Origin of the sequence: Streptomyces sp. NPDC059906 (assembly GCF_042730645.1) — a bacterium.
Lineage (GTDB): Bacteria > Actinomycetota > Actinomycetes > Streptomycetales > Streptomycetaceae > Streptomyces > Streptomyces rubrogriseus.
This window is the reverse complement of the sequence record NZ_JBHWKU010000003.1, coordinates 299951-312995: the sequence shown is the minus strand read 5'-3', so window position 1 is coordinate 312995 and position 13045 is coordinate 299951. Positions and strand designations below refer to the sequence as shown.

Here is a 13045-nt window from a genome sequence, read left to right as displayed (position 1 = left end):
CACAGGCCTGGAAAAGCAAGCGCACGCGCCCTTCACCGAACCGGCGCCCCCTGCGCCTGCTGCGGCGAGATCCCGAGTGCCGTCGTGTACTTGGCCAGCGCCAGCTTGCCGATCGCCGGGTACGGGCCGAGCGGCTCGGCGGTGGAGCAGCCCGCCTCCTTGGCCGCCTCCTCCAGCACGGACGCCTCGATCTCCGGACCGATCAGATACGGCGCGAGCGCCAGCTGCTGGGAGCCCGAGGAGCGCAGCTGCTCGGCGACGGACGCGATCGAACCCTCCTCGTCCAGCGCCGCCGCGATCACCGGCACGGCCAGGCGCGCGGCGAGCAGCATGCCGGTGATCCCGGCCGCCTGCACGGCCTCGTCACCGCCGACCGAGGCGAGGATGATGCCGTCCGCGGCGGTCGCCACGGTGAACAGCCGGGCGCGGTCGGCCCGGGCGAGACCGGCCTCGGAGAGCCGCACGTGCAGCGCCTCGGCGAGCAGCGGGTGCGGCCCGAGAACGTCGGTCAGCTCGGCCGCGATCTTGCTGTCCATCACGGCCTGCCGGATCCGGCGCAGCAGCGCGTTGTCCGGCCCGGCGAGCAGCGGCACGACGACCGCGACGGGGCCCTCCGGCTCCTTCACGTCCAGTCCGGCGGCGCGCGCCTGCTCGAAGCGGGCGGCGCGCTCCTCGGCGGCCCGGACGAGCACGGTGGTCAGGGAGGGGAACTCGGCCTCGTCGTCCCCGTCGAGGTGGCCGATCCGGGCGTCGAGCCCGGGCAGCTCGGAACGGGCGATGCTGATGACCTCGTCGGCGAGGCCCCGGGTGGCGCTGCTGGGCGTCCCCGGCACCGCGAGGACGAGCGCAGGCGCGCCCTCGGGAGCCACCAGGGGTTCGGGACGGCGGTGCCGTCCGGGCTGGCGGGGGCGCGGCATTCGTACGGGCAGGCCGGACGCGGGCCCAGTGGGGGAGCTCATGGCGCCGCATGTTACTGGTTTCCGGGGTTTCCCTGTTCGGGGAGGGTGCAGGTGAGCGGTATCCGTCCGGTTTTGTCTGATGAGTGATGTACGGATCGGCCGACATCGGCATGATTCACCTCGTCGGCGGACCGGTTCTCAGCCGTCCGGCACGGTCGTCACCCACAGCATCCTGTCGCCACTCGGAAGCGTGAACGAATCGCTTGCCAGGTCGGTCGCGACCCGGACCGAGCCGTCCAGCGGATCACCCTCGGCGGCCGTCCACCGCGCCTGCGGCAGGCGCTTCGCCAGCTCGTCCCCCAGCGGTACGAGGAGCGGATCGCCCATCCGCGTCAGCCCGCCGGTAACGGCGACGAGGGGCTCGCCGGCGGCCGGACAGACCGCGGCGGCCGAGTCGGCCAGGTGCCGGGCGGCGGCCCCGAGGATCTCCGCCGCGACGGGGTCGGTGGCCGCGCATGCCGCCACCTCCGGTGCGAAGGAGGCCAGGACGGCCGGACGGTCGGTCCGCGGATACACCTGTCCGGGCAGTCCCGCCGCCGGGCCGAAACGCTCCTCGGCGCGGGCCAGCAGCGGAGCGGAGCCGCCCTCCCGCCCGTCGTGGGCGCGCAGCGCCGCCTCCAGACCGGCCCGCCCGATCCAGGCACCGCCGCCGCAGTCGCCCAGCAGATGCCCCCAGCCGTCCGCCCGGCGCCAGCGGGTCAGGTCGGTGCCGACCGCGATCAAACCGGTACCGGCGGCCACCACCGCTCCGGCCCGTGGCCCGAGGGCGCCCACGTACGCGGTGACGGCGTCGGCGGCCAGGGCGACCGTCCGCACGCCCAGCTCCCGGGCCAGTGCGCCCGGCAGTTCGGCGCGCAGCGCGTCGCCCAGCGTGGCCAGCCCGGCGGCCCCGACGACAACGGTGTCGATCCGGGTGACGCCGCTTTCGGCGGTCAACGCCCTGGCCATCGGAAGCAGTTGCCCCAAGAGGTGCTCGGGGTCGATCCCGCGCGCACCGGTGCGGACGGGCTCCCGCGAGACCCGCCGGCCGAGCGGGCCGTGACCGCCGCCGCTGTCGCCGACGGCGCCGACGACGACGCGCAGCCCCGAGCCACCGGAGTCCACGGCCAGGAAGCCGGTGCTCACGGCAGGCGCCAGTCCACCGGCTGACCTCCCAGGCGCACCAGCAGGTCGTTGGCCCGGCTGAACGGACGGGAGCCGAAGAAGCCCCGGTCGGCCGACATGGGGGAGGGGTGCGCGGACTCCAGGGCCGGCAGATCGCCGAGCAGCGGCCGCAGATTGCGGGCGTCGCGGCCCCAGAGGATGGACACCATCGGCTTGCCGCGTGCCGCCAGCGCGCGTATCGCCTGCTCGGTGACCTCCTCCCAGCCCTTGCCGCGGTGGGCCGCGGGCTTGCGCGGGGCCGTGGTGAGCGCCCTGTTGAGCAGCAGCACGCCCTGCTGCGTCCAGGGCGTCAGGTCCCCGTTGGCGGGCTGCGGGAGATTCAGGTCGGTGTTCAGCTCCCGGAAGATGTTGACGAGACTGCCGGGCAGCGGGCGTACCTCGGGCGCGACGGAGAACGACAGTCCGACGGCGTGCCCCGGAGTGGGGTAGGGATCCTGTCCGACGATCAGGACCCGGACGTCGTCGAAGGGCTGTTGGAAGGCCCGCAGGACGTTCGCCCCCGCCGGGAGGTAGGTGCGTCCGGCGGCGATCTCCGCGCGCAGGAACTCACCCATCGAGGTGATCCGTCCGGCGACGGGTTCCAGGGCCTTCGCCCAGCCCGCTTCGACGATTTCATTCAAGGGTCGTGGTGCCACGGGCGTCACCCTACTGCCGCACGGGTGACGCCGATCAACCGGTGGCCAAGGCCGGTCCCCCCGGTCCGGTTCACCCGACGACCGCTGCCCGCACGCACAGCACGTCGGGGAGGTGGGAGGCCAACTGCCGCCAGCTGTCGCCGTCGTCGGCCGACGCGAACACCTCGCCGTTGCGGTTGCCGAAGTACACGCCCGCCCGCTCCGCGTCGTCCGTGGACAGCGCGTCGCGCAGCACCGTGCCGTAGTGGGCCTCCTGGGGCAGGCCCGCCGAGAGCGGCTCCCAGCTCCTGCCCGCGTCCGACGTGCGGAAGACCCGGCAGCGGTGGTCCGCGGGCACCCGGTCGGCGTCGGCGTTGATCGGGAAGACGTACGCCGTGTCGCCGCGGTGCGGGTGGGCGGCCACCGCGAAACCGAACGTGGAGGGCAGGCCCTCGCCGATGTCCGTCCAGTGCGCTCCGGCGTCGTCGCTTCGGTACACCCCCCAATGATTCTGGAGGTACAGGCGGTCGGGCGTGGCCGCGTCGCGCGCGACCTTGTGCACGCACTGGCCGAACTCCGGGTCGGGGTCCGGCAGGAAGACGGCGGAGACGCCGGAGTTGGACGGCGCCCAGCTCGTGCCGCCGTCGGTGGTGCGGAAGACGCCCGCGGTCGAGACGGCGACCGTCACGGACCTGGGGTCGCGCGCGTCGGTGAGGACGGTGTGCAGCCCCTCGCCGCCACCGCCCGGCACCCACTTCGACCGGGTGGGGTGCTCCCACAGCGGGCGGACCAGCTCGAAGCTCTCACCGCGGTCCTCCGAGCGGTACAGCGCCGCCGGTTCCGTGCCCGCGTACACCACGTCCGGCTCGGCGGCCGCCGGGTGCAGCTGCCACACCCGCTCCAGGGAGGCGCCGGTGTCCTTGGGGAACTTCACGGCGGGCGCGGCCGGTTCGGTCCAGGTCCGGCCCAGGTCGTCGGAGTGGAACACCGACGGCCCCCAGTGCGCGCTGTCGCCGCCGGCCAGCAGGCGCGGGGTGTCGCCACGGGTGTCGAGGGCGACCGAGTAGACCGCTTGTGCGTTGAAGTAGGGACTCTCGTCGAACTCCCAGGTGCCACCTCGCCGGCGCCCGATGAACAGGCCCTTGCGGGTGCCCACGGCGAGCAGAATCTCGGTCATGCCGATCACCTCCGCGGCGTCCTCGTCGACGCCTTCGTCTCGGACACGGGCCAGTCTGCACCCAGGCACTGACAGTCACCCCCGGAAGGAGTGTCGGCGCAGGTCAGGACGGTGGTGTCGGGTCCGGAGCGGCTTCCTGCCGCCGCCCGCTCAGCCCTCGCCCGGAAGGGCCCGCGCCAGGATCCCGTCGAGGTCGGCCGTGTCCGGCAGCGTGCCGAAGGCGTGCCCCCAGTCGCCGCCGAGCCGGGTGGCGCAGAAGGCGTCGGCGACGGCGGGCGGGGCGTGCCGGACCAGGAGGGAGGCCTGGAGGGTGAGGGCCATCAGCTCCACCAGACGGCGGGCACCGGTCTCGGACGCCTCGGTGAGCCCCGTCCGAAGCCGGTCCGCCGCCGCGTCCAGCCGGGCGTCCGCCCCGCGCGCCAACGACAGTTCACCGAAGAGCGCGTGCGTGGCGGCGGGGGAGCGGCCCAGCGCCCGCAGCACGTCGAGGGCGTTGACGTTTCCCGAGCCCTCCCAGATCGACAGCAGCGGTGCCTCCCGGTAGTGGCGGGGCATGCCCGACTCCTCCACGTAGCCGTTGCCGCCCAGGCACTCCAGGGCCTCCGCGGTGAACGCCGGCCCCCGCTTGGTCACCCAGTACTTCCCGGCGGCGGTGGCGATCCGCCGGAACGCCGCCTCCCCCTCGTCGCCGCGCACGGCGCGGTCGGCCGCGCCGGCCAGCCGCAGGGTGAGGGTGGTGGCGGCCTCGGACTCCAGCGCGAGGTCGGCCAGGACGTTGCGCATCAGCGGCTGGTCCACCAGCCGGGCGCCGAACGCGCTGCGGTGCCGTACGTGGTGACCGGCCTCGACGAGGGTCTTGCGCATCAGCGTCGCCGAGGCCATCACGCAGTCCAGCCGGGTGCAGTTGACCATCTCGATGATCGTCTTGACGCCCTGCCTCTCGGGCCCGACCAGCCAGGCCACCGTCCCGTCGAACTCGGGCTCCGAGGAGGCGTTGGACCGGTTGCCGAGCTTGTCCTTGAGGCGCTGGACGCGGAAGGTGTTGCGGGTGCCGTCGGGCAGCACGCGGGGCACCAGGAAGCAGGAGAGCCCTCCGGCCGCCTGGGCCAGCACGAGGAACACGTCGCACATCGGCGCCGACGTGAACCACTTGTGCCCGCGCAGCGTGTAGACGCCGGGCTCGGCGGTCGCGGTGGCCGTCGTGGTGTTGGTCCGGACGTCCGAGCCGCCCTGCTTCTCGGTCATCCCCATGCCGGCCAGCAGCCCGCGCTTGTCCGTGGGCGTCCGCAGCCCCGGTTCGTACTCCCGGGAGGTCAGCAGCGGCTCGTAGACCTCCGCCAGTTCCGGCTGGGCGCGCAGCGCCGGGACGGCCGCGTACGTCATCGAGGTGGGGCACCCGTGCCCCGCCTCGGTGTGGCTCCAGACCAGTCCGCCGGCGGTCCGCGCGACGTGGGCGCCCGGACGCTCGTCGGCCCACGGCGCGCCGGCCAGGCCCTCGCCGACGGCCACCCGCATCAGGTGGTGCCAGCTCGGGTGGTACTCGACCTCGTCGACCCGGTTGCCGTACCGGTCGTGGGTGCGCAGCACGGGCTCGTGGCGGTTCGCGAGGTCGCCCCAGTCCTGCGCCTCCGCGCTGCCCGCCCGGCGGCCGAGCCGTCGCAAGCCGTCCTCGGCCCAGCCGGCGCCCTCCCGTCGCAGGCCCTCCAGCAGGACCGTGTCGTCGGACGCGTCGTAGGGGGCCAGGGGAGGGGGCTGGTTGATGACGTCGTGCGTCGCATACCCCTCCGGGCGGCCCCAGGGCTCCTCGGACGGCTCGTAGGACTCGTACGGCGGCTCCTGCGCGAGTGTCGTCATACCCCGAGTGTTGCACCATTTCTGCGACCGCAGCAATAGTGCAACACGGGGGGCGCACGTACAGTACGTGCTCATGTGGACGAACGACACCCCCGCGCACGGATGACCGGTTCCGAGGCCCCCGGCGCTCAGGAGCTGCGTCCGCTGTCCGCGCGGTCGGTCGTCCTGAGCCTGCTGCTCGGCACCCACCCGCCGGAACTGCCGGCGCGGGACCTGGTGCGGCTCGTGGCGGGGTTCGACGTCGGCGCCTCCACCGCGCGCGCGGCGCTGAGCCGGATGGCCGCCGCCGGGGACCTGCGCCGCACGGACACCGGCTACCGGCTCAGCGAGCGGCTGCTGGAGCGCCAGCGGCGCCAGGACGAGGCGGTGCGTCCGCACACGCGCGCGTGGGACGGCGACTGGGAGGTGCTCGTGGTCACCGCCACCGGGCGCGGTCCCGCCGCCCGTGCCGAGCTGCGCACCGGGCTGACCGCCCTGCGTCTGGCCGAACTGCGCGAGGGAGTCTGGCTGCGGCCCGCCAACCTCGACCGCCCGCTGCCCGCCGCTCTCGACCGGGTGACCGAGCGGCTCGTCTCACGCCCCGAGGCCCCCGCCCGTGAACTGGCCGCCCGGCTGTGGCCGTTGGACTCCTGGGCGGACACGGCACGGGTACTGCTCGCCCAGGTCGACCGGGCCCGGCGCCCGGCCGGGCGGCTCACCGCCTTCGCGGCCGTCGTGCGGCACCTGCTCGCCGACCCGGTACTGCCCCCGGAGCTGCTGCCGCCCGACTGGCCGGGGACGGCCCTGCGGGACGCCTACGCGCGCTATCAGCGGGAGCAGTCCGGGCAGGTCCGGGCGCACGGCGGCACCCGGACCCGAGGGGTCACTCGTAGGTGATGTCGGACGAGGAGTACTTGCAGTACGTGCCGTCGGCGCCGGAACCGTTCGAGTCCGGCTCGTCACCGTCGTCGTTGCCGATGTACTTCTGGCACGGGACGATCTTCTTGCCGCCGTCCCCGACGATCGTGATGTCGCGCAGGGTCGCGCTGTCGCCGTAGTTGGTGTTGATGCCGGCGATCCGGCCGCCCTTCCAGTTGACCTCGATGCCACTGAGGTTGATGGTCCGTTCGTACTGCGTCGAGCAGTTGCCGCAGGACCGGACGAAGGTGCCGAAGTTCTTGACGGCGAAGCCGGAGATGTTCAGCGTTCCGGCGCCGTTGAACTGGAACACCTTGTCGTCGGCCTCCTTGGCGCCGCCGCCGGAGACCGTGTAGACGTTCGACGACGAGGAGCCCCGGAAGGTCGCCGCGTCCTCGCCGACGTCCTCCCACCAGACGTTCTGGAGCGTGCAACTGCCCTTGCAGTGCACGCCGTCCGCGGCCGGGGCGCCGATGATCACGTTCTTCAGGACGGCGCCGGGGGCCAGTTCCAGGATCGGGCCCTGGTCCTCGTCCTGGCCGCCGGAGCCCAGGTCGCCGGTGCCGTACAGGCGCTTCATCCCGTAGTCCTTGGTGCCGGAGACCGAGATGGTGGAGGAGACGCCTTCGCTGCCGTTGGGTGTCGGCCAGGTGGCGGCCTGGGCCAAGGGCGCCCCGGAAGTCATGAGCATGCCAACCGAGAGGCTGAGCGCGCCCAGCGCGCCGGTCACCGCGCGCCGCGCCCGCGGTCGTGTCACAGGGGTCATGTTCTGGTCCCTTCCATAGGGAGTGGGGGTGGAACGGAACATGTACGTGAACGTCGAGCGTCACCATGACCGAGAACGCGAACGCGCGGCCGCACGTGTGGGGAGGGTGGGGCCGCAGCGTTCGCGACGGTCATGCTGATGAACGGACCGTAGAGGGTAAGCGCTTTCTAGTCAACGGCTCGGGCGGCAGTCCGCCTCACATGCCCCAGCCGTACTGGTCCGGCATCCGGGCGTCCACGCCCAGCTCCCGCGCCGCGTGCTGGGCCCAGGACGGATTGCGCAGCAACTCGCGGCCCAGCAGCACCGCGTCGGCCTCGCCGTTGGCCAGGATCTTCTCGGCCTGACCGACCTCGGTGATCAGCCCGACGGCGGCGACCGGCAGCGTGGACCCGGCCTTCACGCGCGCGGCGAACGGGACCTGGTAGCCGGGCCCGGTCGGGATCCGGACGCGCGGGACGTTGCCGCCGGTGGACACGTCGAGCAGGTCGATGCCGTGGGCCTCGAGGTCGCGGGCGAAGCGGACGGTGTCGTCCGGCGTCCAGCCGCCCTCCTCCAGCCAGTCGGTCGCCGAGGCGCGGAAGAACAGCGGCTTGTCGTCGGGCCAGACCTCCCGTACCGCGTCCACGACCTTCAGGGCGAACCTGGTGCGGTTCTCGTACGAGCCGCCGTAGGCGTCGGTGCGGTGGTTGGAGTGCGGCGACAGGAACTCGTGGATCAGGTAGCCGTGGGCACCGTGGATCTCGGCGATCTCGAATCCGGCGGCCAGTGCCCGGCGCGCGGCGTCCGCGAACTGGCCGACGACCTCCTGGATCTGCGGGGCCGTCAGCTCGGTCGGTACCGGATGCCGCTGGTCGAACGCGAGCGCGCTCGGGGCCAGCGGCTGCCAGCCGTACGCGTCCGCCCCCACCGGCGCCCCGCCCTTCCAGGGCTGCGCGGTGGAGGCCTTCCGCCCCGCGTGGGCCAGCTGGACCGCGGGGACCGTGCCCTGGGAGCGCAGGAAGCCGGTGATCCGGCGGAACGCCTCGACCTGCGTGTCGTTCCACAGCCCGAGATCCTGCGGGGAGATGCGCCCCTCGGGTGACACGCCGGTGGCCTCCATGACGATCAGGCCGGTGCCTCCCACCGCGCGGGCGCCGTAGTGCGCGAAGTGCCAGTCGCCGGGCACGCCCGCCGACGGGCCTTCCGGTGCCGCGGAGTACTGGCACATCGGCGGCATCCAGATCCGGTTCGGAATCGTGGTGTCACGGAGTCGGAGGGGCTCGAAGAGGGTGCTCATCGCGGGCTGCTCCTGGGTCGCGGCGGGTCGGGACGACTCGTACGGTAACTCTCGTAGTACGTCGAGTGTCAAACTACGGTGTCCTTCGTACAATGGGAACCCCTCCTGACCGGTGGGACCCCCGGACGAACTGGAGTCGCCGTGACCCCCGCCGCCACTGCCGCCGGCACCCGCGAGCTGCCGCATCCGACGCGTGAGGAGATCCGGCTGGAGGGGGTGCTGCACGCGCTCTCTGACCCGGTGCGGCTGCGGATCGTGCGGGATCTCGCCGCCGACAGCGGCGCACTCTTCTCCTGCTCGCACTTCGACCTGCCGGTCACCAAGTCCACCACCACGTACCACTTCCGGGTGCTGCGCGAGAGCGGGGTGATCCGGCAGACCTACCGGGGCACGGCCAAGATGAACGGCCTGCGCAGGGACGATCTGGACATCGTGTTCCCGGGGCTGCTCGACGCCCTGCTGGCCGCGGCCGCCCGCCAGGCCGCCGCGGACCGGCACGACCCGCTGCGCCGACAGGGTGCCGAACCCCCGATGAACGAACCCCGATGAACGAACCCGATGAACGAACCCGATGAGCGAAGCGTGTTCCGTTCGTATGGAATGTGATCATTCGGTTACGTTGCGTATGTGCTCGAAGCATCCTTCGTTGATCGTTCTCTTCAGCTTTCCGACCGCTGTCCGGACGACGGTGAGATGTCCGTGCGGCACGCCTGGGTGGTGAGCGAGGGCTCCACCACGACCTCGTGGTTCGACGTCCGGCTGGCCTTCGCCGACGGCGCCCGGGTGGACGCGCTCGCCGTGCTGTCCGGTGCGGACGTGCGGGTCGAGGACGTACGGGCCCGGCCGCCGCTGTCCCTCGACGACCTGGCCGTACTGGCCGAGTGGCTGGAGGATCCACTCTTCGAGGCCTGCGTCGCGGCCCCCGCGCGTGGCGCGCCCGCCGCGCCGCGGCGGGCCCGGACCGCGTGGCCGCGCGGGCGGGAGGGGCGCAGACTCGTCGCCCAGGAGTACCGGACGGCCCGGGAAGAGGGCGGCGATCCGGTCCTCGCGGTGATGCGCGCGACCGGGCACAGCAGGCGCAGGTCGCTCAGGCTGATCGGCCAGGCGCGCGACGAGGGGTTCCTGGCGCCCCGTCGCGCGCGCCGCTGAGACACCTGCGCGGGCGCGTCCCGGCACCGGGCCTCCGCGTCGTCACAGCATCGCGCGCATGCGTGAGATCTCGCTCGTCTGCTGGGCGACCACGTCGTCCGCCATCTCCTCGATCAGCACGTTGTTGCCCCCGGACTTCACGTCCGTGGCCATGCTGATCGCCCCCTCGTGGTGAGTGATCATCAGCGTGAGGAAGAGCCGGTCGAAGGCCTTGCCCTCGGCCGCGGACAGCTGCTTCAGCTGTGCCTCGGTCGCCATGCCCGGCATCGCGGCGTGGTCGTGCCCGCCGCCCGTCACCTTCTCGCCGTGCGTCTCGAGCCAGCCCTCCATCGCCTTGATCTCCGGCCCCTGCGCGGCCGAGATCCGTTCCGCCAGCTTCTTGACCTGGCCGGACTCGGCCTGTTCCGGCGCCAGTTCGGTCATCTTCAGCGCCTGGGCGTGGTGCTGGATCATCATCCGCGCATAGGAGACGTCCGCGGAGTTGGGGGAGTCGTCGTCGGCGCGCTGCTTCTCGGCGTCCTCGGCGGACAGGGTGCGGTTGCCCTCGCCCGGTTTGCCCGGCGCGATCACCGAGGGTCCGGCGGCGGCCGCCGAACCGGTGTCCGATCCCGAGTCGCAGGCTCCCAGCCCGAGCACGGCCAGCGCGGTCAGCGAGGCCGTGACAAGTGACGCGCGGGACATCGCGGGGCGAAAGGACACAACGACCTCCGGTGGCTGCGGGTGCCCCTCTGGGTGGAGGGAGGCGGCGCACCTTGTGGGTGCGATGACCGTCCTAGCACGCTTCCGCGCGTCACTGATCAAAAAACTTCATTGCGAGTTTGTTGCCCCCTGTTGGTATGTGCATGGCGAAGACGATACTGCGGGGTGCGTGAACCGTTCCGACGGGAACGGACGTTGGGAGGAAACAGTGACCCTGTTGAGCGACCCGCGAACGCGGCGCAGACGCCTGGGAGTCGCGGCTGCCGCCGCCGGACTCCTGTCCGCGCTGCTCACCGCCGGCCCTGCCGTGGCGACCCCCGACCCCGGGGACGCTCCGGCCACGTCGAAGGAGGTGTCCAAGAGCGCGCGCGCCGAGGTGCGCGACGCGATCGAGAGCGGTGACATACCCGGCCAGGACGAGATCGTCCACTCGGACAACATCGAGCACCTGGCCAACATCCCCAAGGACGCACTGCCCGGCACCAATTCGGACCTGGCCTTCCAGGGCCGGTACGCCTTCGCCGGGAACTACGACGGCTTCCGCATCTTCGACATCAAGAACCCGAAGAAGCCGAGGACCGTCGCCCAGGTGCTGTGTCCCGGCTCGCAGAACGACATCTCCGTCTCCGGGGACCTGCTGTTCCTGTCCACCGACTCCTCGCGCAGCGACAGCAGTTGCAACAGCACCACGCAGCCCGCGACCGAGAAGTCCTCCTGGGAGGGCATGAAGGTCTTCGACATCAGCGACAAGCGGAACCCGAAGTACGTCGCCGCCGTCGAGACCGCCTGCGGCTCGCACACCCACACGCTGGTGCCCGAGCGCAGGAACGTCTACATCTACGTCTCCTCGTACTCGCCGAACGCCGCCTACCCCGACTGCAAGCCGCCGCACGACGGGATCTCCGTGATCAAGGTGCCGCGCAAGGCACCCGAGCGGGCGGCCCTCGTGGGCTTCCCGGTGCTGTTCCCCGGTGAGGGCCCCGACGGCGGCGGCAACCCGGGCGGACCCACCAACCCGGGCGTCTCCAAGACCACCGGCTGCCACGACATCACCGTCCTGCCCTCCGAGGACCTGGCCGCCGGCGCCTGTATGGGCGACGGCATCCTGTTCTCCATCAAGGACCCCGAGCGCCCGAAGGTCATCGACCGCGTCCAGGACAACGTGAACTTCGCGTTCTGGCACTCGGCGACCTTCAACCAGCGCGCGAACAAGGTCGTGTTCACCGACGAGCTGGGCGGCGGCGGCGCCGCCACCTGCAACGCGGAGATCGGCCCGAACCGCGGCGCCGACGGCATCTACGACATCGTCGGCCGCGGCGACCACCGCAAGCTGGTCTTCCGCAGCTACTTCAAGATCCCCCGCCACCAGGCGGACACCGAGAACTGCGTGGCCCACAACGGCTCGCTGATCCCGGTCAGGGGCAAGGACATCATGGTCCAGGCCTGGTACCAGGGCGGCATCTCCGTCTGGGAGTTCACGAACTCCTCGCGGCCCAAGGAGATCGCCTACTTCGAGCGGGGTCCGCTGACCACCGACACGATGACCACCGGCGGTTCCTGGTCGGCGTACTACTACAACGGCTACATCTACTCGAACGACATCGCCAAGGGCTTCGACGTCCTCAAGCTCAGCGACCGGCGCACCGACCCGGCCAAGCGGGTCCACCTGCGGGAGCTGAACACGCAGACGCAGCCGGACTACTTCGACTGAGGACTCCGGTCCGTCCGGTCCCGCCGGTCGGGCACGCCGGTCGCGAAGAACCGCGACAGGTCCGGGTCGCACGTCGTCCCGCCGGGCGCTTCGGAGTCCGGCGGGACACCCAGCTTCCAGTCCAGCCGGTAGCGCTCGAACAACTCGGCGCGCAGCTCCGGCACCGGCATCGGCACCCCGGGCACGAGAGCGGCGAAGACGGCGCCCATCAGCTGTGCGCGCAGCATCGGGTAGTCGCGGTCGACGTCCCGCGAGCCGTGCCGGGCCACCGTGTCCCGCAGCAGCTCCGCCAGCCTCCGCTGCTCCGGGCACGGCACGAAGCCCACCTCCGCCTGGAGCAGGCCCGCCATGTGCTGGCGCATGAGCACCGGCCGGTCCCGGGCGAGCCCCAGGATCGCGTCGACGGCCCGCGCCAGCCGCTCACGCCCGTCGGCGGTGCGCGGCTCGCGCTCCAGGGCCTCCTCCAGGGTGCGGTGCATCAACCGGTGCACGGCGGACTGCACCAGCTGGCGCTTTCCGGGGAAGTAGTACGAGACCAGGCCCCGCGCGGAGCCCGCCCGGTCCGCGATGTCGCCCAGCGTGGTCGCCTCGTACCCGCGCTCGCCGACCAGCTCCACGGCGGCCTGCAGGAGACGCTCCTTCGAGCGCCGCCGCAATTCTTCATTGACCGAGGCGCTGCGCGGGGACATGCTGTACTCCTGCGTTGACTGGCTGCCAGCCAACTATACTCGGCGCAGACGGAGGGGCCCCAAGGGCCGCTCCGGCTACCGTCTGCCTCG

13 protein-coding genes are annotated in these 13045 nt (G+C 72.3%); 4 read left to right on the top strand and 9 right to left on the bottom strand.

Annotated elements, in window-relative coordinates; genetic code table 11:
• Positions 1-32: 32 nt before the first annotated feature.
• From ACFV9J_RS06845 to ACFV9J_RS06825, 5 genes are all read right to left on the bottom strand, one after another.
• Positions 33-959 (bottom strand): sirohydrochlorin chelatase, encoded by a 927-nt coding sequence (locus ACFV9J_RS06845; protein WP_385350883.1) that lies wholly within the window; start codon positions 957-959, stop codon positions 33-35.
• A 138-nt stretch (positions 960-1097) separates the two neighbouring features.
• Positions 1098-2084, bottom strand: a complete 987-nt coding sequence (locus ACFV9J_RS06840; RefSeq protein ID WP_385350881.1) for an N-acetylglucosamine kinase — start codon at positions 2082-2084, stop codon at positions 1098-1100.
• Entirely contained in the window at positions 2081-2758 is a 678-nt protein-coding gene (locus ACFV9J_RS06835) for a uracil-DNA glycosylase (RefSeq protein ID WP_385350878.1), read from the bottom strand. The genes ACFV9J_RS06840 and ACFV9J_RS06835 overlap by 4 nt, the downstream gene beginning before the upstream one ends.
• A 70-nt stretch (positions 2759-2828) precedes the next feature.
• Positions 2829-3983 carry a WD40/YVTN/BNR-like repeat-containing protein gene (locus ACFV9J_RS06830; RefSeq protein WP_385350875.1) on the bottom strand — a complete coding sequence of 385 codons (1155 nt, stop codon included), beginning with the start codon at positions 3981-3983 and terminating at the stop codon, positions 2829-2831.
• Positions 3984-4064: 81 nt separating this feature from the next.
• Positions 4065-5768 carry a DNA alkylation response protein gene (locus ACFV9J_RS06825; RefSeq protein WP_385350872.1) on the bottom strand — a complete coding sequence of 568 codons (1704 nt, stop codon included), beginning with the start codon at positions 5766-5768 and terminating at the stop codon, positions 4065-4067.
• A 102-nt stretch (positions 5769-5870) separates the two neighbouring features.
• On the opposite strand from ACFV9J_RS06825, the gene ACFV9J_RS06820 reads away from it, so the two are divergent.
• Positions 5871-6644: a PaaX family transcriptional regulator C-terminal domain-containing protein gene (locus tag ACFV9J_RS06820; protein WP_385351331.1), complete on the top strand. Its 774-nt coding sequence runs from the start codon at positions 5871-5873 to the stop codon at positions 6642-6644.
• On the opposite strand, the gene ACFV9J_RS06815 is transcribed toward ACFV9J_RS06820, so the two are convergent.
• A complete protein-coding gene (locus ACFV9J_RS06815; protein WP_385350869.1) occupies positions 6631-7431 on the bottom strand; it encodes a pectate lyase in 801 nt (266 codons plus the stop codon). The two genes, ACFV9J_RS06820 and ACFV9J_RS06815, sit on opposite strands and share 14 nt — an antisense overlap.
• A gap of 196 nt (positions 7432-7627) precedes the next feature.
• Positions 7628-8707, bottom strand: a complete 1080-nt coding sequence (locus ACFV9J_RS06810) for an NADH:flavin oxidoreductase/NADH oxidase (RefSeq protein WP_385350866.1) — start codon at positions 8705-8707, stop codon at positions 7628-7630.
• Positions 8708-8848: 141 nt separating this feature from the next.
• Here ACFV9J_RS06810 and ACFV9J_RS06805 point away from each other — a divergent pair, with 141 nt between their 5' ends.
• Together ACFV9J_RS06805 and ACFV9J_RS06800 are read left to right on the top strand one after the other, a co-directional pair.
• Positions 8849-9256: an ArsR/SmtB family transcription factor gene (locus ACFV9J_RS06805; RefSeq protein ID WP_385350863.1), complete on the top strand. Its 408-nt coding sequence runs from the start codon at positions 8849-8851 to the stop codon at positions 9254-9256.
• Between the two features lie 144 nt (positions 9257-9400).
• Positions 9401-9856 carry a DUF6214 family protein gene (locus ACFV9J_RS06800; RefSeq protein WP_385350860.1) on the top strand — a complete coding sequence of 152 codons (456 nt, stop codon included), beginning with the start codon at positions 9401-9403 and terminating at the stop codon, positions 9854-9856.
• A gap of 42 nt (positions 9857-9898) precedes the next feature.
• Here the strand turns inward: ACFV9J_RS06800 and ACFV9J_RS06795 are convergent, their stop codons facing one another.
• On the bottom strand, positions 9899-10555 hold the full coding sequence (locus ACFV9J_RS06795) for a DUF305 domain-containing protein (protein WP_385350858.1): 657 nt from the start codon (positions 10553-10555) through the stop codon (positions 9899-9901).
• 208 nt (positions 10556-10763) lie between these two features.
• Here ACFV9J_RS06795 and ACFV9J_RS06790 point away from each other — a divergent pair, with 208 nt between their 5' ends.
• Positions 10764-12266, top strand: a complete 1503-nt coding sequence (locus tag ACFV9J_RS06790; RefSeq protein WP_385350855.1) for an LVIVD repeat-containing protein — start codon at positions 10764-10766, stop codon at positions 12264-12266.
• Here ACFV9J_RS06790 and ACFV9J_RS06785 read toward each other — a convergent pair.
• Positions 12254-12955 carry a TetR/AcrR family transcriptional regulator gene (locus tag ACFV9J_RS06785; RefSeq protein WP_385350852.1) on the bottom strand — a complete coding sequence of 234 codons (702 nt, stop codon included), beginning with the start codon at positions 12953-12955 and terminating at the stop codon, positions 12254-12256. The genes ACFV9J_RS06790 and ACFV9J_RS06785 overlap by 13 nt on opposite strands.
• Positions 12956-13045: the final 90 nt, after the last annotated feature.